The sequence below is a fragment of the Sphingomonas gellani genome (assembly GCF_900110035.1).
GTDB lineage: Bacteria > Pseudomonadota > Alphaproteobacteria > Sphingomonadales > Sphingomonadaceae > Sphingomonas > Sphingomonas gellani.
The window spans coordinates 331,000-352,791 of sequence record NZ_FOCF01000002.1 but is presented as its reverse complement, the minus strand read 5'-3'; the positions used below and the strand labels follow the sequence as shown (position 1 = coordinate 352,791).

At 67.0% G+C, this 21,792-nt stretch carries 26 protein-coding genes and 1 tRNA gene; 16 read left to right on the top strand and 11 right to left on the bottom strand.

The window, feature by feature from the left end; translation table 11 throughout:
• Both rlmB and BMX37_RS05915 read left to right on the top strand, forming a co-directional pair.
• On the top strand, positions 1-756 hold the full coding sequence (gene rlmB, locus BMX37_RS05920; protein WP_093664551.1) for a 23S rRNA (guanosine(2251)-2'-O)-methyltransferase RlmB: 756 nt from the start codon (positions 1-3) through the stop codon (positions 754-756).
• A 108-nt stretch (positions 757-864) separates the two neighbouring features.
• Positions 865-1,401, top strand: a complete 537-nt coding sequence (locus tag BMX37_RS05915) for a GAF domain-containing protein (protein ID WP_093664550.1) — start codon at positions 865-867, stop codon at positions 1,399-1,401.
• Between the two features lie 126 nt (positions 1,402-1,527).
• Here BMX37_RS05915 and BMX37_RS05910 read toward each other — a convergent pair whose 3' ends face one another.
• Positions 1,528-1,845 carry a 2Fe-2S iron-sulfur cluster-binding protein gene (locus tag BMX37_RS05910; RefSeq protein ID WP_093664549.1) on the bottom strand — a complete coding sequence of 106 codons (318 nt, stop codon included), beginning with the start codon at positions 1,843-1,845 and terminating at the stop codon, positions 1,528-1,530.
• A gap of 57 nt (positions 1,846-1,902) precedes the next feature.
• On the opposite strand from BMX37_RS05910, the gene BMX37_RS05905 reads away from it, so the two are divergent.
• Both BMX37_RS05905 and BMX37_RS05900 read left to right on the top strand, forming a co-directional pair.
• Positions 1,903-2,532 carry a DNA-3-methyladenine glycosylase family protein gene (locus BMX37_RS05905; protein ID WP_093664548.1) on the top strand — a complete coding sequence of 210 codons (630 nt, stop codon included), beginning with the start codon at positions 1,903-1,905 and terminating at the stop codon, positions 2,530-2,532.
• Positions 2,533-2,618: 86 nt separating this feature from the next.
• Entirely contained in the window at positions 2,619-2,894 is a 276-nt protein-coding gene (locus BMX37_RS05900; RefSeq protein WP_093664547.1) for a hypothetical protein, read from the top strand.
• 138 nt (positions 2,895-3,032) lie between these two features.
• On the opposite strand, the gene BMX37_RS05895 is transcribed toward BMX37_RS05900, so the two are convergent.
• Positions 3,033-3,335 (bottom strand): polyhydroxyalkanoic acid system family protein, encoded by a 303-nt coding sequence (locus BMX37_RS05895; RefSeq protein WP_093664546.1) that lies wholly within the window; start codon positions 3,333-3,335, stop codon positions 3,033-3,035.
• Between the two features lie 16 nt (positions 3,336-3,351).
• The gene (locus tag BMX37_RS05890) at positions 3,352-3,771 is read right to left on the bottom strand and encodes a VOC family protein (protein WP_093664819.1); all 420 of its coding nucleotides are present in this window, start codon (positions 3,769-3,771) and stop codon (positions 3,352-3,354) included.
• Positions 3,772-3,860: 89 nt separating this feature from the next.
• On the opposite strand from BMX37_RS05890, the gene lnt reads away from it, so the two are divergent.
• From lnt to BMX37_RS05875, 3 genes are all read left to right on the top strand, one after another.
• Positions 3,861-5,423: an apolipoprotein N-acyltransferase gene (gene lnt / locus BMX37_RS05885; RefSeq protein ID WP_244501415.1), complete on the top strand. Its 1,563-nt coding sequence runs from the start codon at positions 3,861-3,863 to the stop codon at positions 5,421-5,423.
• A 68-nt stretch (positions 5,424-5,491) separates the two neighbouring features.
• The gene (metK, locus tag BMX37_RS05880; protein WP_093664544.1) at positions 5,492-6,712 is read left to right on the top strand and encodes a methionine adenosyltransferase; all 1,221 of its coding nucleotides are present in this window, start codon (positions 5,492-5,494) and stop codon (positions 6,710-6,712) included.
• Between the two features lie 103 nt (positions 6,713-6,815).
• Complete coding sequence (locus tag BMX37_RS05875; protein ID WP_139198035.1) at positions 6,816-7,919, top strand: hypothetical protein; 1,104 nt, start codon at positions 6,816-6,818, stop codon at positions 7,917-7,919.
• A gap of 98 nt (positions 7,920-8,017) precedes the next feature.
• Here the strand turns inward: BMX37_RS05875 and BMX37_RS05870 are convergent, their stop codons facing one another.
• On the bottom strand, positions 8,018-8,632 hold the full coding sequence (locus BMX37_RS05870) for a phosphatase PAP2 family protein (RefSeq protein ID WP_093664542.1): 615 nt from the start codon (positions 8,630-8,632) through the stop codon (positions 8,018-8,020).
• Positions 8,633-8,697: 65 nt separating this feature from the next.
• Here BMX37_RS05870 and trmB point away from each other — a divergent pair, with 65 nt between their 5' ends.
• Positions 8,698-9,378, top strand: a complete 681-nt coding sequence (gene trmB, locus BMX37_RS05865; protein WP_093664541.1) for a tRNA (guanosine(46)-N7)-methyltransferase TrmB — start codon at positions 8,698-8,700, stop codon at positions 9,376-9,378.
• A gap of 183 nt (positions 9,379-9,561) precedes the next feature.
• Here trmB and BMX37_RS05860 read toward each other — a convergent pair whose 3' ends face one another.
• Positions 9,562-9,813: a hypothetical protein gene (locus BMX37_RS05860; protein ID WP_093664540.1), complete on the bottom strand. Its 252-nt coding sequence runs from the start codon at positions 9,811-9,813 to the stop codon at positions 9,562-9,564.
• Positions 9,814-9,985: 172 nt separating this feature from the next.
• Here BMX37_RS05860 and BMX37_RS05855 point away from each other — a divergent pair, with 172 nt between their 5' ends.
• Both BMX37_RS05855 and BMX37_RS05850 read left to right on the top strand, forming a co-directional pair.
• Positions 9,986-10,447: a DUF2721 domain-containing protein gene (locus BMX37_RS05855; RefSeq protein WP_093664539.1), complete on the top strand. Its 462-nt coding sequence runs from the start codon at positions 9,986-9,988 to the stop codon at positions 10,445-10,447.
• Positions 10,444-10,833 carry a DUF4345 domain-containing protein gene (locus tag BMX37_RS05850; RefSeq protein ID WP_093664538.1) on the top strand — a complete coding sequence of 130 codons (390 nt, stop codon included), beginning with the start codon at positions 10,444-10,446 and terminating at the stop codon, positions 10,831-10,833. Before BMX37_RS05855 ends, BMX37_RS05850 begins: the two co-directional genes overlap by 4 nt.
• Here BMX37_RS05850 and BMX37_RS05845 read toward each other — a convergent pair.
• The 3 genes from BMX37_RS05845 to BMX37_RS05835 all read right to left on the bottom strand — a co-directional run bounded on the left by BMX37_RS05845 (position 10,828) and on the right by BMX37_RS05835 (position 13,443).
• Positions 10,828-10,902 (bottom strand) — tRNA-Glu (locus tag BMX37_RS05845). The two genes, BMX37_RS05850 and BMX37_RS05845, sit on opposite strands and share 6 nt — an antisense overlap.
• Positions 10,903-10,969: 67 nt before the next feature.
• Positions 10,970-12,748, bottom strand: a complete 1,779-nt coding sequence (gene recJ / locus BMX37_RS05840) for a single-stranded-DNA-specific exonuclease RecJ (RefSeq protein ID WP_093664537.1) — start codon at positions 12,746-12,748, stop codon at positions 10,970-10,972.
• A 395-nt stretch (positions 12,749-13,143) separates the two neighbouring features.
• Positions 13,144-13,443, bottom strand: a complete 300-nt coding sequence (locus tag BMX37_RS05835) for a hypothetical protein (protein WP_093664536.1) — start codon at positions 13,441-13,443, stop codon at positions 13,144-13,146.
• 129 nt (positions 13,444-13,572) lie between these two features.
• On the opposite strand from BMX37_RS05835, the gene BMX37_RS18460 reads away from it, so the two are divergent.
• Positions 13,573-13,800 (top strand): hypothetical protein, encoded by a 228-nt coding sequence (locus BMX37_RS18460; RefSeq protein ID WP_139198034.1) that lies wholly within the window; start codon positions 13,573-13,575, stop codon positions 13,798-13,800.
• Between the two features lie 128 nt (positions 13,801-13,928).
• A complete protein-coding gene (locus BMX37_RS18455) occupies positions 13,929-14,156 on the top strand; it encodes a hypothetical protein (protein ID WP_139198033.1) in 228 nt (75 codons plus the stop codon).
• A gap of 165 nt (positions 14,157-14,321) precedes the next feature.
• Here the strand turns inward: BMX37_RS18455 and BMX37_RS05825 are convergent, their stop codons facing one another.
• The gene (locus BMX37_RS05825; RefSeq protein ID WP_093664534.1) at positions 14,322-15,008 is read right to left on the bottom strand and encodes a prolyl hydroxylase family protein; all 687 of its coding nucleotides are present in this window, start codon (positions 15,006-15,008) and stop codon (positions 14,322-14,324) included.
• A 151-nt stretch (positions 15,009-15,159) separates the two neighbouring features.
• Between BMX37_RS05825 and BMX37_RS05820 the strand changes: the two genes are divergently transcribed.
• On the top strand, positions 15,160-16,323 hold the full coding sequence (locus BMX37_RS05820) for an MBL fold metallo-hydrolase (RefSeq protein WP_093664818.1): 1,164 nt from the start codon (positions 15,160-15,162) through the stop codon (positions 16,321-16,323).
• A 27-nt stretch (positions 16,324-16,350) separates the two neighbouring features.
• The gene (gene uvrB, locus BMX37_RS05815; protein WP_093664533.1) at positions 16,351-18,546 is read left to right on the top strand and encodes an excinuclease ABC subunit UvrB; all 2,196 of its coding nucleotides are present in this window, start codon (positions 16,351-16,353) and stop codon (positions 18,544-18,546) included.
• A gap of 119 nt (positions 18,547-18,665) precedes the next feature.
• Here the strand turns inward: uvrB and BMX37_RS05810 are convergent, their stop codons facing one another.
• Positions 18,666-19,178 (bottom strand): thioredoxin family protein, encoded by a 513-nt coding sequence (locus BMX37_RS05810; RefSeq protein WP_425288435.1) that lies wholly within the window; start codon positions 19,176-19,178, stop codon positions 18,666-18,668.
• Positions 19,179-19,393: 215 nt separating this feature from the next.
• Here BMX37_RS05810 and BMX37_RS05805 point away from each other — a divergent pair, with 215 nt between their 5' ends.
• A complete protein-coding gene (locus BMX37_RS05805) occupies positions 19,394-20,488 on the top strand; it encodes a catalase family protein (RefSeq protein ID WP_093664532.1) in 1,095 nt (364 codons plus the stop codon).
• 182 nt (positions 20,489-20,670) lie between these two features.
• On the opposite strand, the gene BMX37_RS05800 is transcribed toward BMX37_RS05805, so the two are convergent.
• Positions 20,671-21,042, bottom strand: coding sequence for a PRC-barrel domain-containing protein (locus tag BMX37_RS05800; protein WP_093664531.1), 372 nt, complete (start codon positions 21,040-21,042; stop codon positions 20,671-20,673).
• A 111-nt stretch (positions 21,043-21,153) separates the two neighbouring features.
• On the opposite strand from BMX37_RS05800, the gene BMX37_RS05795 reads away from it, so the two are divergent.
• Positions 21,154-21,669 carry a hypothetical protein gene (locus BMX37_RS05795; protein ID WP_093664530.1) on the top strand — a complete coding sequence of 172 codons (516 nt, stop codon included), beginning with the start codon at positions 21,154-21,156 and terminating at the stop codon, positions 21,667-21,669.
• Positions 21,670-21,792: the final 123 nt, after the last annotated feature.

Genomic DNA, 21,792 nt, shown 5'->3' with positions numbered 1-21,792 from the left:
ATGGCACGCAAAGGTCATCGGCCGTCGCAGGGCACCGCGCAACGTCCCCGTTTCTGGGGACGCCATGCGGTGCTGGCCGCGCTGGACAATCCGGAACGCACCGTGCGCAAGCTGTGGGGCACGCGGGAGGCGCTGTCCGGGCTGGACCTACCGGCGACGCTGCCGATCACCTTTGCCGATGTCGCGGATCTCGGCCGGCTGGTGCCCTCCGACGCGCCGCACCAGGGCCTGGTCGCTGAGGTGGAGCCGCTGGAGGATATCTGGCTGGGCGACCTGTTGCAGCAGGATCCCGACGGCACGCGGCCGCTGGTAGTGCTGGATCAGGTCACCGATCCGCACAATGTCGGCGCGATCCTGCGATCGGCCGCCGCGTTCGACGCGCTGGGCATCGTGACGCAGGACCGTCATGCTCCGCCCGAAAGCGGCACCGTGGCGCGGTCCGCCTCCGGGGCGCTGGAAAGCGTGCCGTGGGTGCGCGTGGTCAACCTGGCACGCGCGCTGGAGGAGATCGCGGAGGCGGGATTCTGGCGCATCGGCCTGACCGGTCATGCCGATCAGACGCTGGCGCAGGCGCTGGGCAACGGCCGCCGCTTCGCCATCGTGCTGGGCGCCGAAGGCGAAGGCATGCGGCAGAACACGGAGGCGCATTGCGACGAATTGGCGAAACTGCCGATCAGTTCGCGGGTGGAAAGCCTGAACGTGTCCAACGCCGCCGCGATCGCGCTCTATGCCGTGGCGGCGCGGGAAGCGGGCTGACCGATCCACTTCGGCGGCAATTTTTTTGTTGGAAGTGGTTGTAAATTGAATGACATAACCCGTTCGGGGTAGATAAGCCGCCGCCAAACGAACGGGGACTGCAACATCATGGGACTGACCTTGTATGATCCGGCCCCGACGCCGGATGACGAGCCATCCCGCGCCCGTGCAGTGGAGCTTTCGGGCGCACTCGGCGTGCGGGATGATGCGGTGTTGCAGGCCTTGGTCGAGAAGGCACGAAACAGCTGCGACACCCAGATGGCGGCCGTGTCGATCCTGCACAACGACTGGCAGTTCCTGATCGCGACGAGCGGCCTGCCGGGCGGCGCGTACAGTCGACGCACCTCATTCTGCGGCCACATCCTGAACGAAGGCGGGGGTGTGTTCTGCGTACCGGACGCGCTGGACGACGAGCGTTTCGCCGGCAATCCAGTCGTCGAGCAGGATGGCGGCATCCGCTTCTATGCCGGCGCACCGATCCGCGACCAAGACCAGCGTATCCTGGGCGCCCTGTGCGTCTTCGACTCCCACCCGCGAGAACGGTGCCCGCATGACGTGGAACTCGTATTGCCGGTGCTGGCGGAAGAGGTGCGCAGGCGTCTGCTCGACTTCGCGCCGGTGCCGGCGGGACTCGAGCCGACCTAGCGGCCGGCCCGGCGCGAGATGGCTTGCCGGCATGGCACGCGGTGATCGTTCCGGGGCGCAGGGCTCCCGCGCCTCTGGGTCATCGGAAGGCGGTGGACTCGCTAACGCAAGTTCCCGCCCCTCACATCACTCGTCGGCGCCGATCGTGATGCGCGCGCCGTCCAGCGCGGCGCTGACCGGCACCTGGCAGGACAGGCGGCTGGTCTCGTCGCGATCGTCGATGGAGTCGAGCAGGTCGTTCTCGTCCTCGCTCATCGGGGGCAGCGCATCCAGATAGGCGGGGTCGATATGGACGTGGCAGGTGGCGCAGGAGCAGTTGCCGCCGCACAGCGCCAGAATCTCGTCGATCCCGGCGTCGCGGATCGCCTCCATCACCGACAGGCCGGCATCCGCATCGATGGACCGTTCTTCCCCCTCACGGGTAACCACGATAAACTGCGGCATGCATTCAACTCCTGTATTCGCGTGTCGCCTTGCCGCGCCCGCCCGCCCGGATCAAGCGTGGCACTGACCGCGGAGCAGATCAGGGCGGGAATGGATGCGCTGGCCGCAGCCGAACCTGCCTTCGCCCGTGGGCTGGCCCGCGTCGGCTACCCCGACCCGCGCGTGCGGGAGCGTGGCTATGCCACCCTGCTGCGCACGATTGTCGGACAACAGGTCAGCGTCCATTCCGCCAACGCCGTGTGGCGCAAGCTGGAGGCGCTGGTCGGTGACCCGCGCGATCCGGCCGCGATCAGGGACGCGAGTGACGAGACGTTGCGCGCCGCAGGGTTGTCGCGACAGAAGACCGGCTACGCGCGCAGCTTGGCCGACGAGGTGCTGAGCGGTCGGCTCGCCCTGGACGCCCTGCCCGAAGACGACGAGGAGGCGATCGCCCAGCTGGTCCGGGTCAAGGGCATTGGCCGCTGGTCGGCGGAGGTCTATCTGCTGTTCGCCGAAGGACGGCCGGACATATGGCCGGCGGGCGATCTGGCCGTGCAGATCGAGGTCGGCCGGCTGCTCGGCCACGACACCCGGCCGAGCGAGAAGCAGATCCGTGCGCTAGCCGAGGCATGGCGCCCGCATCGCGGTGCGCTCGCGATCTTCACCTGGCATCATTACGGGGCGGGGCCCGACGCGGCACCGGTCTGACCCGGAACGACGGAACGCGATTGGGCGCATGCATCCAGATCGCTTCGCCAGCGTTACGATCGTTCTTGGAGGAACAGGAGCCTGGCATGGACGTCATCAAATTGCCCTTTGGCGAATCCGCACCGCAGGAAACCGATTGCATCAGCATCGGCGCGCGTGAAGACGGGCGCTTCGACCTCAATTGCTCGGCGCTGCTGAGCTGCGGCGACACGGACGAAGCGGAGTCGGTCTCTCTGATCGGGGGGGCGCCCTATGACAGCTATGAGGAGGCGGAGGCCGCCGGGCTGGCCTGGGCGGCGGATCACTGCGTAGAGTCGCTGTATGTCAGCAGCCTGCCGGTCGGAGCGGTTTCCGGGGTCTGAGACTTGATCGAGGCTGTTCGCGAACAGCCCCTGTTAGTTCGCTCCAGCCGTCGCGCAAAATGGGTCAGCTTCTACCGGCGTCTCGCAAGGCATGAACCCTGCATTCGCGGCGGACGCCGGTGCGGGAACCTCTGCCCGTCATTTCAGCAGCTTTGGGCCTTCCTTTTCGATCAGCGCACGAACCTGACCTGCGAACAGGCCGAGCAGGGCGGGCAGGTCGACCATGGCATGGACCTTGTCCTCGAACACCGTCAGCTCGCTGCGGATCGATTGTCCCATCGCCTGCACGGTGAAGTACATCGTGTCGCCCTCCCACCGATGCTGAACGGCCGCGCCGCCGGGAATCTTCTCCCCGATGCGGCCGATCCCGCCGTCCAGCCGCTGCCGCACGGCCTCCTTGCCGAGCTTGTGGGGGATGTCGAGGGTGATGGGAGTGCTCATGAAGTGATCGGGTCCTTTATCGGGCGAAAAGCTGGGCGTCGTCGGCGAACGCCTTGAACTCCAGCGCGTTGCCGCTCGGGTCGCGGAAGAACATGGTGGCCTGTTCGCCGACCTGTCCCTTGAAGCGGATGTGCGGCTCGATGCCGAACCGTACGCCGGCGTCGCGCACGCGGTCGGTCAACGCCTGCCAGTCATCCATTGTCAGCACGACACCAAAATGCGGCACGGGCACATGATGGCCGTCGACCGCGTTTTCCACCGCAACCGGCTTCGCCGCCGGGTCCAGATGGGCCACGATCTGGTGGCCGAGCAGGTCGAAGTCGATCCACTGGTCGCTCGACCGCCCCTCCGCACAGCCCAGCACCTCTGCGTAGAAGTGTCTGGCCGCTGCCAGGTCGTGGACCGCGAAGGCGAGATGAAAGGGACGCAGGGTCATGCCCATGCGCCTACACCATCCCGCTCGCAATGCGAATGGCATCCGGCTGCCACTTGCGGGCGCGTTGGAGGAGCCTCACAGGACCCTGCGTGACCCGCTCGCTCCGCAACCCCTATCCCGCCCTATCCTGCATCCTGCTCGGCGCGGTCGCCGCGCTGGGCTTTGCGCCGCTCGACCTGTGGCCGCTGACCCTACTGGGCCTCGCAGGCTGGATGCTGCTGGTCCATGGCGCACCGACCGGTCGGCAGGCGCTGTGGCGCGGCTGGTTGTGGGGCGTGGGTCATTTCACGATCAACAACAACTGGTTCCAGCACGCCTTCGACTTTCAGGACAAGATGCCGCCGGTGCTCGGCTATTTCGCGGCTGTCGCGCTTGCCCTGTATCTGGCCGTATATCCGGCAATGGCCGCAGGGATCGCCTGGCGAGTGCGAGGCGTGCGGGCCGGCGGAGACGTGGCGACGCCCGATGCCGGGTTTGTGCTCGCGTTCGGGGCGGCGTGGATCGCGACCGAATGGCTGCGTGCGGTGATGTTCACCGGTTATGCCTGGGACCCGCTGGGCGTGACATGGTTGCCGCTGATCGGCGTGGCGCGGCTGTCGGCCTGGATCGGCACCTATGCCCTGTCGGGTGTCGCCGTGCTGGCGGCGGGGGCGATGGCGCTGCTGGCGTTTCGTCGATGGACGCTTGCCGCGATCATGGCGCCGTTGCTGGCGCTCTCGGCCCTCAGCGCGCCGTGGACGCGGGCGCCGGACACCGGACCGGGCGACCCGATCGTCCGCATCGTGCAGCCCAATATCGGGCAGGACACGCGCGGCGAGGACGATGCCGAGCCGGTGCTGCGTGCGCTGCTCGCGCTATCCGGGCGTCCGGGCCCCTCCCCGCGCCTGGTGCTGTGGCCGGAAGGGGTGGTGCGCGACCTGTTGGAGGATGGGTATCCGCTCTATTATTACCGGGGCCGCTATCCTTGGGTGATACGTCGCCGGATCGCCGCTGTGCTCGGGCCACGCGACCTGCTGCTGGCGGGCACCACGCCGTTGCGGTTCGATGGGCAGGAGAACTTGATTGGCGCCAGCAACTCGGTCCGTGCGCTCGACGCCTCCACCCGTCTGGGCGCGCAGTACGACAAGGCGCATCTGGTGCCCTATGGCGAGTATCTGCCGATGCCGTGGTTGTTGAAGCCGCTGGGCCTGTCGCGGCTGGTGCCCGGTGATCTCGACTTCGACGAAGGGCCTGGGCCGCGCAACCTTGCGCTGCCCGGCTTCGGCGCGGTGGGCGTGCAGATTTGTTACGAGATCATCTTTTCGGGGCAGGTGGTGGACCGCGCGCATCGTCCGCGCATGCTGTTCAACCCATCGAACGACGCCTGGTTCGGCCGCTGGGGCCCGCCACAGCATCTGGCGCAGGCCCGCATGCGCGCGATCGAGGAAGGGCTCCCTATCCTGCGCGCGACCCCGACCGGCATTTCGGCGATGATCGCGCCGGACGGCCGCCTGCTCGCCACGGTGCCGCACGAACGCGCGGGCGCGATCGAACGCCGCGTGCCCCCCGCCCTGGCGCCGACGCTGTTTGCCAGGACGGGCAACTGGATGGCGCTGCTGCTGACAGTTTTGCTTGCCCTCGCCGCCATTGCCGCCCGCCGCCGTCAGCGCTAGGAGGAGATATAAAGAAAGCTTTATACGGCATGGCAACGGCCGGCTTTCGATCTAGAGAAGGAATATCGATGCGTTCCAATTTCCTCTTCACGTCCGAGTCCGTGTCCGAAGGGCACCCGGACAAGGTCGCCGACCAGATCAGCGACTCGATCGTCGACCTGTTCCTGTCCAAGGATCCCGAGGCCCGCGTCGCCTGCGAGACGCTGACCACCACCAACATGGTCGTGCTGGCCGGCGAGATCCGCGGTCGCGGCGTGTACGAGAACGACGAATGGGCGCCCGGCATCCTTGACGAGATCGAGGCGACCGTCCGCGCCACGGTGAAGCGTATCGGCTACGAACAGTCCGGCTTCCACTGGGAGACCTTTGACTTTTCCAACAACCTGCACGGCCAGTCGGCGCATATCGCACAGGGCGTGGACGAGAGCGGCAACAAGGACGAGGGCGCCGGCGACCAGGGCATCATGTTCGGTTACGCGACCGACGAGACGCCCGGCCTGATGCCCGCCACGCTGTATTACAGCCACAAGATCCTGGAGCGGATGGCGGCGGATCGCCATTCCGGCGTCGCTCCCTTCCTTGAGCCCGACGCGAAGAGCCAGGTGACGCTGCGTTACGAGGACGGTGTTCCCGTGGCGGCAACAGCACTGGTCGTGTCGACGCAGCACAAGCCCGGCTTCTGCGAAAAGGGCGACAATGCCGATGCGGCCAAGTACGCCGAGTTGCACGCATACGTCATGGGCGTGTTCCGCGACGTGCTGCCGGACGGCTTCATCTCCGACGATACCAAGATCTACATCAACCCGACCGGCACGTTCGAGATCGGCGGCCCGGATGGCGACGCCGGCCTGACCGGGCGCAAGATCATCGTCGACACCTATGGCGGCGCGGCCCCGCATGGCGGCGGCGCGTTCAGCGGCAAGGACCCGACAAAGGTCGACCGGTCCGCGGCCTATGTCGCCCGCTATCTCGCAAAGAACGTGGTTGCGGCCGGGCTTGCCAAGCGCTGCACCATCCAGCTGTCCTATGCGATCGGTATCGCCGAGCCGCTGAGCGTCTATGTCGACCTGCACGGCACCGGCACGGTGGACGAGGCGAAGCTGGAGGAGGCGCTGCCCAAGCTGGTGCGCCTGACGCCTAAGGGCATTCGCGAGCATCTGAAGCTGAACGCGCCGATCTACATCAAGACCGCCGCCTATGGTCACTTCGGCCGCGAGCCGGAGGGTAACCTGTTCACCTGGGAGAAGACCGATCTGGCGGACATGCTGAAGGCCGAAGTCGCCGGCTGACGCCTGTGCTGTCGACCGCCGCCGGATAAGGACGGCCCGGTCGATTGACGAAGGCCTGTAATGATCTAGCCTCCCGCGACACGATGTCGGGGGAGGCTTTTTTATGCGCGGAATGCTGCTCGGTTGTGTGGCGGTCATGTGCGCGGTGCCGGGCATCGCATCCGCGGCGGATCGAAAGGCCACGGCGGCTCCGCAAGCCGGTAACCAGGCGCTGCGCACGCTCCCCATTCCGGCCGGCAAGGGATGGAAGCACGCGGAAACCGGCCTGATCCTGCGCGCTTCGTTGACCGGCCTGCCCCGCACCAGTGCCGTCGACAGCACCACCGACGAGCATGACGTGATGATCGAGTTCGCCAACCCGGGTCTGGCGACCGCTGCGACCATCTACATCTTCCACCCGGCGCAGGATGATGTGGCCATGTGGTTCGACCGGGCCGACTATGCCGCGCGGCGGCGGCCCGACTTCGGCGGTGCCGAGCCGGTGGGTGCCGGGCCGGTCGCCTTCGTCCCGCCCGGCTCCACCGCGACAGCGGCGCTGCGCCAAATCTACACGCCCAAACATGGCCCGTATCGCAGCAGCGCGCTCGCCATGCTGCCGCTTGGTGCGTGGCTGGTGGCGGTGCGGCTGAGTTCGACCGAGATGGACCCTGCGGCGCTCGACGCGCGGCTTACCGCTTTGATCGCGGAGATCGGCTGGCCTGCCGGGGCGCCTGCACCGACCCGTGCGGCCGTTCCCATCCCTGCCTGTCCGGACCCCATCGCCTTTCGGCATGCGCGCATGAAGAAGCCCGATATGGCGCAGGCTGTACTTGGCTCGCTGCTCGCAGTGGTCGCGGTTTCCCATGCGGGGGATACCAAGTCGGCTGAACCAAAACCATGGTGCCGCGACGGCGCACCAACTGACACCTATGGCGTGTATCGACGAGCGGACGACCGCAATGGCTACACCCTCGCACTAGGCGACGCGGGGCGTGTCGCGAGCGTTTATCCGGGCAACAGCAACGTGCAGCTACCCGGCGCGGTCGGCGGCTGGACCGTTTCGATGACCGACGTCGACAACACGGTCGCGATGTACCCCAGCTTCGACACCATGCCCCAGCCGTCGCAGGTAATGGACCTGATCGCTCGCGGCGCGGTCGTGTCGCGCACCAATGCCGGGTCGGACAAGCAGCGCTCGACGACGATCAACGCCACCATGATCAAATAGGCCGAAACTCGCGCTCCATCGTCCGGGACCTTGGATCGGCGGGGTCGACGTATTTCGAGTGTCCGATGGGTGCCGGCCGGTGGGCGACGCCACCCTTTCTACTTGTCCGAAGCTTCGTCCCCCAACCGCCGGTCTATGATCGGCTCCAGTCGGTCGAACAACTCGCCGACCAGCGCTTCCGCGAACCAGCCGATAGCGGCGCCTGCGAGGACGTCGGACAGGTAGTGACTGCCCGTGGGGGGCTGAACGGCCGCAATCGCGCCGGCCGCGACGGTGGCCGGGATGCCAACCCCGTCGATCTCATGCGCTGCGGCTCGCGCAACCGCGACGGCGCCGGCCGTGTGCCCCGACGGGAAGGAGTTCATGTCATGGTCGCGGCTGTGCCCGGCTGCGAACTTGTGGCCGCCATCCTCCAGGGCCTTTTCGGGACGGGTGCGATCCACCTGCCGCTTGACCACCATCTTGATGCCGGTCGCCACCAGATGCGCTGCGAGCATACGCGACCCGCCACGGATCAGCTGACCACGGCGGGTGACCAGGCCGGCGCCGATGGTCAACGCCGCGGTCGCGATCATCTGCGGCTGGTCGCCCAACTCCGCCAACACCCCGGCGACCTTTGCGGTGCGGGTGTCGCGGAATTGCGCCGCGCGGTGGGTCGCATCCCGGTCCAGTTTCGCGATCTTTCCGGCCGCCTGCTTCGCTGTCTTGCTCATCGCCCGTTCCAACGATCCCGTCCCGGCTTTGCTCCCCGGCCAACCAGCCGCTACAGGGCGCCGCGATGAACGACCCTTCCACCATTCGCCGCCTGTATGGCCGTCGTCAGGGACACAAGCTGCGCGCCGGCCAGGCGGCACTGGTCGACGATCTGCTGCCGCGGGTCGCCGTGCCGGAAACCGGACCGCTCGACGCCGTGACCCTGTTCGGGGACGATCGCGCGATGGAGGTGGAGATCGGCTTCGGCGCGGGCGAGCATCTCGCCGCACAGGCCGCCGGCCGCCCCGATCATGGCTTTATCGGGTGCGAGCCGTTCCTGAACGGCGTGGTCGGCGCGCTGGGTCACGTGCGCGACGGCGACCTGAGCAACGTGCGCCTGCATATGGGGGACGCGCTGACCGTGCTGGAGCGCCTGCCCGATGCCAGCCTGAACCGGGTCTACCTCCTGCATCCGGATCCGTGGCCCAAGGCGCGCCATGCCAAACGGCGCATGGTGAATAACGGGCCGCTCGACATGATCGCGGCGAAGCTGCGGCCCGGCGGGGAGTTCCGTCTGGGCACGGACGACCCGACATATTGCCGCTGGTCGATGATGGTGATGAACGCGCGTCGCGATTTCGCCTGGCTCGCGACCAGCGCCGCCGATTTCCTCACCCGTCCGGACGACTGGCCGGAGACCCGCTACGAGCGCAAGGCAAGGCGCCAGGGGCACGAGGTGTGGTATTTCCGCTATCGCCGGGTCTGAACGCACCTGAACCGGTGCGGCCGGGCGTTTACCCGAGCGCGTCGTCTCATCTTTCGCCGCTGCTGACTCGGCCGTAGCGGCTGACACTCGACACACTTGGAAAAGCGGCAGGCGTCCTGTCACTTGCCTCAAAAAGAAAAGGGGGCCCAAAGACCCCCTTTTCCCATCGACTGGCTTTGTGGCTCAGTTGCTGTTCGAATCATCGTCATCGTCATCGTCGGCGACGATGATAATGCCCGCGACCACTGCGGCAGCGGCGATCACGGCGACGATGATGCCGCCACCGGCCAGCTTGTCCTTGCTGTTGGCCGTGGAGCCGGCGCGAGCCGACTTCGCAACCGACAGGCTGGCGGCGGGGTTCGCCGGGGCGGCGATCGCCGGAACCGCAGCGGTCGACAACGCGGCAGCGGCCGCGAGGTACTTCGCAATCTTCATGGTAGGCTCCCAATTTGAGTTAGGACTCATGCCATAATAGTCGGCATCGAACAACGTATCTTCGAGTACAGTGCACTCATATCGGCGCATGCTGCGACCCGCTCCTCCCGTCCCTTGCGTCTCCACTCCGCCTGCTTGCCTCATCGCGTCGCGGAACCTAGCCTTTGCGGCAATGCCGACCTTTGCTCCGACCGTATCCACCATCGCCGAATCGATTCAGCTGTCGCTGTCGCCCGTCTTTATGCTGGCGGGCATCGGCGCGCTGCTGAACATGCTGGTGGGGCGCCTTTCGCGCGTCGTGGATCGGGCACGGGCGTTGGAGCTGCTGCATCCCCGTTCGGCGGGCATGGAGCATGACCGCCATGTCTGGGAACTCCGCCTGCTGGATCGGCGCATGCGGGTCATCAACGCGGCGCTGGCGCTGGTGACGTTGAGCGCGGTGATGACCTGCCTGGTGGTCGCCACGCTGTTCGTCGCGGAACTGACGCATCTGCGGATCGGACGTCTGCTCGCGGGCGCGTTCATTACCGCGATGGCGCTGCTGATCCTGGGACTGATCTGTTTCATGCTGGAGGTGCGGCTGTCGCTGCGCGCGATCCGCATCCGGCCCGAATTGCTGAAGGCCAAGGCATGAACCAGCGCCGCCTCCTTCAACTGACGATAGCGATCGCGTGTCTGGTGCCGCTGCTGATCGGGGGCAAGGGCGTGCTGTCGGGTCCCGGCTTCCTGGGCCATCCGCCGGTCGTGCCGCGCGATCTGGACAGCCACTTCCGCTACGTGTCCGGCATCTTCCTGGGCGTCGGCATCGCGTTCGCGACATGCATTCCGCGCATCGAGGTCCGGGGCGCGCGCTTTCGGTTGCTGGGATCGCTGGTCATAGCCGGCGGATTGGCACGGCTGCTGAGCCTGATCATGGTCGGCGCACCGTCCCGTGGTCATCTGATCGGCTTGGCGATGGAGCTGGGCGTCGTGCCCATGCTGATGCTATGGCAGGCGCGCGTCGCGCGCCGGAGGTGGTGACCCCTACGGGAATCGAACCCGTGTTTCAGCCGTGAAAGGGCCGCGTCCTAACCGCTAGACGAAGGGGCCATGCCGGAGCGGCCCGCCTAGGGGGTCGCGCGCAGCGGGTCAAGCGGCCTTTGACCAAAAACCCGCCTCAATCCGCCCAGGCCGCGTCGTCCACATGCAGCTCCGCCGCCGGGCGGGAGGCCCAGTCGTCGAGCTTCGCACGCCCCGCCAGCCACAGCCGCCGATGAGGCGCCGCACCGAGCAGCGCCTGCCCCAGCTCCGTCTCCGCCGCGCGGAACGCCATCGCCTTCAGGCTGCGCCCATCCTCGCCCGCCACGACGCAGCGGACATGGCCGTTGCCGACCACATCGGCGCGGATCACGCGCACCGGCCCGGCGGCGACGCGGGGGGCCGGCCAGCCGGTGCCGTAAGGCCCCCCAGCCTCCAGCATCTCCACCAGCGCGGGGTTCACGCCGCCGGTCGCGAGCACCGCATCGACCAGCAACGCGCGATCCGCACGCGACCGCTCCACCGCCTCCGCCAGCCGTTCTTCCAGAAACGCGGCCAGGTCGGCGACCCGGTCGGCGGCGACCGTCAGTCCGGCCGCCATCGCATGGCCGCCACCCGCGATCAGCAGGCCCGCCTCTCGCGCCGCCATCACCGCTGCGCCGAGATCGACACCGGAGATCGAACGGCCCGATCCCTTGCCAAGGCCATCCTCGCCCAAGGCGATGACGATCGCGGGCCGGCCGAGTTTCTCCTTCAGGCGCCCGGCGACGATGCCGATCACGCCCGGGTGCCAGCCATGGCCGGCCAGCACGGCGACCTGTGCCCCGCCCGGCAGGGCCTCCGCCGCCTCCTGCACCGTCGCCTCGATCGCGCGGCGTTCCTCGTTCAGCCGGTCGAGTTCGGCGGCGATAGCGCGCGCCTCGGCCGGGTCGCGGGTGGTGAGCAGCCGCACGCCCAGATCGGCGCGGCCGACACGCCCCCCGGCATTGATCCGCGGCCCAAGCGCAAAGCCCAGGTCGCTCGCGCCGACCGCCTTGGTCAGGCGGGCGGCATCCATCAAGGCGGACAGGCCGATATTGCCGCGGCGGGCCATGACCTTCAGCCCCTGTGCGACAAAGGCGCGGTTCAGTCCGCGGAGTTGCGCCACGTCCGCCACGGTTCCCAGCGCCACCAGGTCGAGCAGGTCGAGCAGGCGCGGCTCCGCCCGGTCCTTGAAGAACCCTCGCCCACGCAGCGTCCGCACCAGCGCGGCGGCGAGCAGGAAGCAGACGCCGACGGCGGCGAGATGGCCGTGGGCGGCGCCCTCCGCCACCTCGTCCAGCCGGTTCGGGTTCACCACGGCATGCGCGTGCGGCAGGGTGGCGGCGCATTTGTGATGATCCACCACCACCACGTCGACGCCGATGTCGCGCGCCACCGCCAGCGCCTCGAACGCCTGCGCGCCGCAATCGACCGTCACGATCAGAGACGCCCCCTCCCCCGCCAGCCGGGTCAGCGCGGGGCCGGACGGGCCGTACCCCTCGGTGAGCCGGTCGGGGATATAGGTGCGCGCCTCCAGGCCTAGCTCGCGCAGCACCAGCACCAGCACCGCCGAGGACGTCGCGCCATCGACATCATAGTCGCCGAAGATTGCGATCGCCTCGTGCCGCTCCACCGCGTCGGCCAGACGCTCGGCTGCGCGATCCATGTCGCGGAACACGGACGGGTCGGGCATGAAGCTCCGGATCGACGGCGCGCGGTGATGGTCGAGCGCCTCACGCGGAGCGCCGCGTGCGAGCAGCAACTGGGTGAGCAGATCGTCGGCGTCCGGTCCGCCGCCAAAGCCCCCCGTCGATCCGTCCCGCGCATCCGCCGCCAGTGCGCGCCAGCGCCACGGCTGCCCCAGGATCGAGCGCTCGATGCCGAGAACGTGGCTCATCGGCAGCCGTTCGCCGAGGTGAAGTGGAGAAAGTGGAGAGCTGAACGCATGGTCGTCATGTCGGGTCGGATGTGCCGGCCCGCCAGAGTCCGAGGCAAGCGATTTCGCATACGCCGGCATGGGTGAAGTGGAGAAAGTGGAGAGCTGAACGCGGTGTAGCGTGACTTGCCGCACGTGACCGCATGCCGGCGTACCATCACCGAAGACGGACGGCTGTGACCGGGATGGTGGAGTGTGACGAACATTCGCGACGCCATAGCCGGCCGGCAGGACTGTAGGACAGCGATGATCGCCAGTCCGACAGCTTGCACTGGCAGTGCGTCAGCGGGCGTCTAATCATCGCTGTCCGCCCTCAGCAAAGCGTACGCCGAAAGCGCCTTTAGGCCGCCATTCGGCTACCGCTTGAGCCGCGCAAGCCGACGCGTCAACGCAACCGCAGCCATCGCCGGCACCGCTCCGATGATGCACCCGACCGCGATCGAAAGGGCCTGCACGACCAACATGACAGCGAACATGCCGAAGTCCCGCCATGAAGCCGTGTACCAAGGCTGCATGAGCAGCACACCGAGGATATAAGAAAGAAGAAATGGTGGACGGAGAGTTGGCACATGTGACGACAAGGCCCTGACGCCGACGATCCACATTGCGGTGATAAGCGCCGCAAGCGGGGTCAGAAGCAGGCCCGAGATGTCCATATCAAATACTAGCCGCGGCTTTGGCGGCTTTCCACCCTCTCCCGGCGAAAGCCGAACGCCTGCTGTCCAGGCGATTGCCGACTTACCTGTTTTCGGGGTAGCTTTGCTTCGAAAAGGGGAACGAGCAGGATGTGGTGGAAGCTGGTGGCTTTAATGAGTGCTGCAACGGTGCTGATCTTCTGCATCATTCCGGTGCGAACCCATGCAGCCCTGTTCGATCCGGCCAATCTCCCACCAAAGCTGACCATCCGAACCATGGTGGCAAACATGTATTTCACCCCAGGAACAATAGTCGCAATCGCGGCAATCATTGCTGTAGCAACGGCGCTCGGCATTTGGATCGTACGCTCGGCCTGAAACTGCCGTCGCGAGGTAACCAACGCCCAATTTCGACTTTCCAAGTCGTCTGATCCTCGGCCTGATTGCGGACGTTCGCTTACCAGGCCACGACTCCTCATATAACGAGATGTCTTAAGGGCAGAGTTTTGAACAGGCTCGTTGCAGTTGCCCTCATAGTAGCGGCGTCCGCCTATACGCTCATGATCGTCTTCATGGTCGCGTTTACGTACGGCTCTTTCCGCTTCGGAGACATCGGCAACGATCTGACGGCGCTGGTCGTGTTCTGCCTGATGGCCGTTTCGCCGTTGGCGGTATGGCGGTATTGCCTGAAGCGGTCGAAAGCTTGGCTCAGGAGTGAACGCTCAGCCTTTTAGCACAAACCCGCCGGTGTGGCCGCTTAAGCTATTCATCGCCGACAGGCGGCCACTCCACCCCAGCACCGGAGCCGATCATCCCGCGCCTCATCTCCAGGCACGGCTTTGAAAGGGTCAGATGCTCGGGGGGACCGAGCGTGCTGCGAATTGGATCCGGGTTTTCGCTCAGCCTGCGCCGGACCAGCGGTTTTCGCGAAACCATTTGGTGATGATGTATTTGACGCCCTCACCGACCGCCATCCCCTCATGGATAGTCAGTTCGTTGGGGCTGCCGTCCGCTTTCATGTTGTTCCAGGTGAGCAGCATGCCGCGCCGGGGCGCGACCTTTATCCCGGCGGAGGGGAACCAGGTCGCGCCACCCTCGGCCACGTCGTTCAGGTAGATCATCGCGGTCCAGGTGCGCTGTCCGCCGCTGGCCTTCATCGCGGGCCAATAGCTTTCGGCCTCGTGGAAATAGTCGTGGTGGGCCTTGAACTGCTGACCGGGGGCGTAGCGCTGGCCCTGCATGGTTTCGGCATGGGCGGGATCGATGCCGAGCAGGGCCGCCACCGCCTCGTCGGTCGGCTTCACGGCCGGCGAGTTGCGATCCATGTCGCAGCTTTCGCTGGTGCGGAAATCGGGGCCGCCCTTGTTCGACAACAGCGTGGATGGGCGCCGGTTGGCATCGACCAGCGCGATCAGCGCTTCGCAGCGTTCCGCCGACAGGAAATCGAGCTGGTAGTAGATCTGCGCGCCGGCCAACTCCACCCGCTGCATGGCGGGATTGGCGTCCAGCCGGGCTGCGACGTCGCGGCCGACCGCCCCCCGGACCTTGGACGCATAGGGAGCCTGTTTGCGCGAAAAACCGAACATGGTCCGCGATGTCGCGCCGGGCGCGGCGAAAGGCAAGAGGACGTTCGGCCGGCATGACAGCCGGTCCGCGCCCCTTCTTCGCCGACACGGGACCTCGTGGCCGCAAAGGCGCGTTGGGGCGTCGGCACTGCAGGGAGGCGGCGTGAGACTTATCGGACGGCGGATCGGGGCCCTGCTCCTTTGGCTGGTAATCATCGCGGCCCTGATAGTGACGATCGTGCCCCGGTTCCTGGACCGCATCTATTATCGGGGTGACCCGTCGGGGCATTTCGACGGCGCGCGCTTCTTCAATCCCGATGGGGACGAGGACACGGTCCGGCCGCCGACCGGGCGTAGCCGGGGCGGTTTCCTGCTGCGCTATCTGAGCGGCAACGATGGGCGTCCCCCCTGGCCGGAGCATGTCGCGGTGACGCCCGTGGCACCGCCGGATCGCGTGGAGGGCGCACGCATGGTCGCGACCTGGGTCGGGCACGCGACGGTGCTGGTGCAGACGCAGGGGCTGAACATCCTGACCGATCCGATCTGGAGCGAGCATGCCGGACCGTTCGGCGTGGGGCCTAGCCGCGTGGCGGCGCCGGGCATCGCGTTCGATCAACTGCCGCGCATCGACGTGGTCCTCATCAGCCACGATCATTACGATCACATGGACCTGTCGACGCTGAAGCGGCTGTGGGACCGCGACCGGCCGCGGATTGTCACCAGCCTGGGGAACGACGCGGTGATCGGCAATGTCGGGGTGCCCGCGACCGCGCTAGACTGGGGCCGGCGCATGACGGTGAAGCCGGGTGTCGATGTGGTGGTGACGCGCAACCACCATTGGGGCAGCCGCTGGTTCGCCGATCGCAACCGCGCGCTGTGGTCCAGCTTTGTCGTGACGCTGCCCAGCGGGGGCAACATCTTCTTTGCGGGCGACACGGGCATGGGCGACGGGCGCTGGCCGGCAGAGGCGGCACGCTATGGCCCGGTACGGTTCGCGATGCTGCCGGTGGGCGCGTTCCGCTTCGGCCCCGGTCAAATGGGGATCGGCAGCCATATGGGGCCGGTCGATGCGGTGGAGGTCTATCGCCGGCTTGGCGCCGCGCGCGCGATCCCGATCCATTGGGGCACGTTCCGCCTGAGCTGGGAAGGTTATGACACGCCGCTCCGCCTGCTCGACGCAGCGATGGCGTGCACGCGGCAGGTCGGCTTCGCCAGGGTGGAGTTGGGGCAGCCGACCGAGATCGCGCCCTATGCGCGGCCGAGCGCGGTGCCGGAGATGCCGCGCGCGACGCTGCTCCGCTGTCTCGACACGCCTGCCGTGCGCGCGTTGCGCTGAGCCGCCGCGTTCCCATATTGTACCACGATGGCGATCCAGATCCGCACCACCCTGGCCGAACCCGAAACCGGCGAGGACTTCGTCCCCCACCGCCCGCAGCGCCCGCCCAAGGTCGAGGGGGGCAAGCGGTTCAAGCTGGTGTCGGAGTATTCCGCGTCCGGCGACCAGCCGACCGCGATCCGCGAACTGGTCGACACCGCGCTGGCGGGGGAAAAGGACCAGGTGCTGCTGGGCGTCACCGGGTCCGGCAAGACGTTCACCATGGCCAAGGTGATCGAGGAATTGCAGCGCCCCGCGCTGATCCTGGCGCCCAACAAAATCCTGGCCGCGCAGTTGTACGGGGAGTTCAAGTCGTTCTTTCCGGAGAACGCGGTGGAGTATTTCGTCAGCTATTACGACTATTATCAGCCCGAGGCGTATGTGCCGCGGTCGGACACGTATATCGAGAAGGAAAGCTCCGTAAACGAGGCGATCGACCGTATGCGCCATTCGGCGACGCGGTCGCTGCTGGAACGCGACGACGTCATCATCGTCGCGTCGGTGTCGTGCCTGTACGGCATCGGATCGGTGGAAACCTATTCCGCGATGATCTTCGACCTGAAAAAGGGTCAGTCCGCCGATCAGCGCGAGATCGTGCGCAAGCTGGTCGCGTTGCAGTACAAGCGCAACGACGCGGCGTTCCAGCGCGGCAATTTCCGGGTCAAGGGCGACAATCTGGAGCTGTTCCCCTCCCACTATGAGGACAGCGCCTGGCGGATCAGTTTCTTCGGGGACGAGATCGAGGACATCGTCGAGTTCGATCCGCTGACCGGGAAGAAGGTCGCGTCGCTGAACTCGGTTCGCGTCTACGCCAACAGCCACTATGTCACGCCGGGGCCGACCATGAAGCAGGCGACCGAGGCGATCCGGCATGAGCTGACCGAACGGCTGAAGGAGCTGGAGGCGGAGGGCAAGCTGCTGGAGCATCAGCGGCTGGAGCAGCGCACCAATTTCGACCTGGAGATGATCGCCGCTACGGGATCGTGCAACGGGATCGAGAATTACAGCCGCTTCCTGACCGGGCGCCTGCCGGGCGAGCCGCCGCCGACGCTGTTCGAATACCTGCCCGAGAATGCGGTGCTGTTCGTGGACGAAAGCCACCAGACGATCGGCCAGATCAACGGCATGTCGCGCGGCGACCACCGTCGCAAGATCACGCTGGCCGAATATGGTTTCCGCCTGCCCTCCGCGATCGACAACCGTCCCTTGCGCTTTAACGAGTGGGACGCGATGCGCCCGCAAACGGTGTGCGTGTCGGCGACGCCGGGCCCGTGGGAGATGGACCAGTCGGGCGGCGTGTTCGCGGAACAGGTCATCCGCCCGACCGGGCTGATCGACCCGCCGGTCGAGATCAAGCCGGTCGAGGAGCAGGTGCAGGACCTGATCGTCGAGTGCAAGAAGACGACGGAGCAGGGGTATCGCACGCTGGTCACGACGCTGACCAAGCGAATGGCGGAGGACCTGACCGAGTACATGCACGAGGCGGGGATCAAGGTCCGCTACATGCATTCGGACGTGGAAACGCTGGAGCGGATCGAGCTGATCCGCGACCTGCGCCTGGGCGTGTACGACGTGCTGATTGGCATCAACCTGCTGCGCGAGGGATTGGACATCCCCGAATGCGGGCTGGTCGCGATCCTGGACGCCGACAAGGAAGGGTTCCTGCGGTCGGAGACGTCGCTGATCCAGACGATCGGGCGCGCGGCGCGCAACGTCGACGGGCGCGTCATCCTGTACGCCGACCGCATCACCGGCTCCATGGAGCGGGCGATGAACGAAACGGCCCGGCGTCGTGAGAAGCAGGAAGCGTACAACCTCGAACACGGCATCACGCCGACCACGATCCGCCGGCAGATCGGCGACATCATTGCCCATGTGGCGAGCGGCGATCAGGTCACGGTACCGATCGACGAGGATCGCCCGCACATGGTCGGCCACAATCTGCGCGCGTACATCGAGGACCTCGAGAAGAAGATGCGCAAGGCCGCCGCCGACCTGGAGTTCGAGGAAGCGGGCCGCCTGCGCGACGAAATCCGGGGCCTGGAACAGGAGGAGCTGGGCCTGCCCGTCCACGAGCAGAAGGCGCCGATGATGGGCCGGTCGAACGAGGGCAAACCCGGCACGCGCAAGACGCGGTTCGGCAAGCAGCAGCAGATGCGCGCGGGGCGGCGGAGTTCGCGTTAGCCCGGTGGCCGGCCCCGCATCGGTGCCGGGCGGGGCAGCGTGCGTCGGCGTCGCGCGCACGGCGCCTTGATCGCGCCCGCCGGATGCGTCCCGGCCGCCCGCGCCTCAGGCGACCGGCGTCACGCCCATTGCGCGAGCCAGTCGGCCAGCGCCTGAGGCGTCATCGACCGGGCATCGGCCAGCGCAGTAACGCGGCCGGTATTGACCAGTCGGCCGGTGCGGGGGTCGACGATCAGGATGGCGGGCACACCCTCCAGCCGATCCTTTATGCCGTAGCGCGCGGCGATCTGGCCGTTCTTGTCGAAGCGGCCGATGTCCACCGTCACCACCTCGAAATGGCGGGCAACGAAGCCCTTCAGCTCCGGCAGGTCCATGATGCCGGCGAGGATGCGGCAGTCGAGGCACCAGTTGCCGCCCAGGTCGATCAACAGCCGGCGCCCGGTCGCCCGCGCCCGCTTCTGCGCGGCCGCGACCTGTGCGTCCGCATCGGCGCCCGTGTCATATGGCAGGGGCAAGGGGCGCGGCAGCTGCTCGACGCTGGCGATCCGTACATGCGGGGCCGCGGGCGCGGAGGCGGCGGACATGCCAGGCAGGGCGAGCAGGGTGGAGGCGAAAAGCAGGCGAAGCATCATGGGCGGCATCCCGATCGTGTCGACCGTCAGCGTAGCGGCTGCTGCCGCCGGGCCGAACCAAGTTCGTGCAGCATCGCCGACAAGTCCGGCTTTCCTGCCCGGACCACCCCCCTGCCGCGCAAGCGCCCGGTTTGACGGGCAAATTTAAGGTCAACCGGAACCAACCGCCCGATCCGCACGCTTCGCGATCCAGTTCAAAGTCACAGGAGCCGCGCATGTCCCAATCCCCTGTCCGCTATTCGGATGCCGTCGAAAAGCCGATCGACGATGAGGAGCAGGTTCACCGCGACCTGATCGACACGATGCGCTCGATCACCGAGACGACATCCAAGGATTACGGCCACGCGGTGCGCAGCGTGCATGCCAAGGCGCATGGCATCATCGGCGGCGAGCTGACGATCGCGGCGGACTTGCCGCCCGAATTGGCGCAGGGGCTGTTCGCGACGGCCAGCACGCACAAGGTGGTGATGCGGATTTCCACCAATCCGGGCGACATCCTGGACGATTCCGTGTCCGCCCCGCGCGGCCTGGCGCTGAAGATCCTGAACGTGGACGGCGAGCATCTGCCCGACGCGCAGGGCGAGACGACGCAGAACATCGTGATGGCCAGCGCGCCCGCCTTTGCCGCGCCGGATGCGGCGGCGTTCCTGAAAAGCCTGAAGCAACTGGCGGCCACAACCGACAAGGCCGAATGGGCCAAGAAGCTGCTGTCCACGACCCTGCGCGGCGTGGAAAGCGCGATCGAGGCCGTGGGCGGCAAGAGCGCGATGCTGACCACCATGGGCGGCGCACCGATCACGCATCCGCTGGGCGACACGTTCTACAGCCAGACGCCGTACCGGTATGGCGACTATATCGCCAAGTTCGCGCTGGTGCCGGTGTCGGAGAACCTTACCCGACTGACGGGCGACAAGGTCAACACCAGCGATCGTCCCGATGCGTTGCGCGAAGTGGTGCGCGAGGAGATCATCGAACAGGGCGGCACCTGGGAACTGCGCGTGCAGCTGAACACCGACCTGGACAAGATGCCTGTCGAGGATGCCTCCGTCGAGTGGGACGAAGAGGCCAGCCCGTATCGCACGGTCGGCCGCATCACGGTGGCCCCGCAATTGTCGATGGGCACCGATCTGGCAGGCGCGGCGGACGAGAACACCTTTTTCAGCCCGTGGCATGGGCTGGTCGCGCACCGGCCGCTGGGGTCGGTGAATCGCGCGCGGCGGCAGGCGTACGAGGACTCGTCCAATTTCCGCGCGAAGTTCAACGGGTGTCCGATGCACGATTCGCGGGCGCTGGAATCGCTGAACGCCTGACAAAAGTTGGCAAGGTGCGGGCGGTCTGGATGGCTGCCCGTCCCTGAAGATCGCGGCACTGTGCCGGGCGCGTTCGAGATCGAGTCGCCCTGCGATCCGTACACGGCGGAGTTCGCCGGCCCTAATCCTCAGAACATGATGGCCGGGCGGCGGTGATGCGCCGCCCGTCCGTTTGCCGTCGTTCAGCCGATCGTCAGGTCGTCGCTGGCGGCGCCGTAGTAGCTCGCCACGCGATCGGCATAGGCCTGGTCGAACACGGGCGCATTGTTTGCCCAGCTCGGCCCGCCTTCCAACAGGCGGCGATCGATCGTGACCACATAGAGGTCGCGCACCGGATCGAACTGCAGCAGCGAAAAGGGGATCGGGTAATAGCTTTTGCCCATGCCCAGAAACCCGCCCAGGCTGAGCACGGCGTGCGTGACCCGGCCCGACCGCTTGTGGACCATGAAGGAATAGACCGTGCCGACCGCGTCGCCGTCCCGGCTTTCCACCTTGACGCTGTGGGCGGTGTTCGCCTGAACCAAAAGCTGGGTAGGCGTGATGTTGTCGGCCATGGCATTCTCCTGTTGACGGGCTGTCGAACCGGCGGACCGCTTTGCCGGTTCCCGCAGCCGTATAGCGCGGCAGGCGTTGAGCCGGGCGGCATCGTACCGCATAAGCGCGCGATGCGCCGTTCCTTTCGTCTTCTCCCCCTGCTCGCCGTTGTCGGCTGTGTCCCACAGGCGGCCCCGCCGCCCGCACCGGCACCCGTCCCTGTCGCGCCGCCGCCGGCCGCGCCCGCCCCGTTGGCGCGCGATTGGCGCGACTGGCCGGTCACACCGGGCGACTGGACCTATCGCCGGGACGCGCGCGGCACGGTCGCGATGTTCGGCCCGCGTGGCGCGGACGCGGCGATGGTGCTGCGATGTGACGCCGCCCGGCGACAGATGTTCGTGTCGTTTCCGGGCGCCTCGGCGACCAACGCCACGGTCAGGACCAGCAGCGTCGCGCGCGTCCTGCCCCTGACGCCGACCGGCGGCACGCCCCCCTATGTGGCGGCGGCGCTGGCACCCACCGATTCCGTTCTGGACGCGATGGCGTTCAGCCGGGGACGCTTCGCGGTCGAGGGCGTCGGCGCGACGCCGCTGGTGGCGCCGGCCTGGGCGGAAATCGGACGTGTGGTGGAGGACTGCCGCGGGTGACGCGGACGGCGGCCCAAGCGGTCGAGTGTTGCGCCAAATCCTGCGCAAAACAAGGCTTGTAAGTCGCCGCGTCCCACCGCACATTCGCGTCTGTGAGCAGCTCTGTTCACATGGCTATCCACA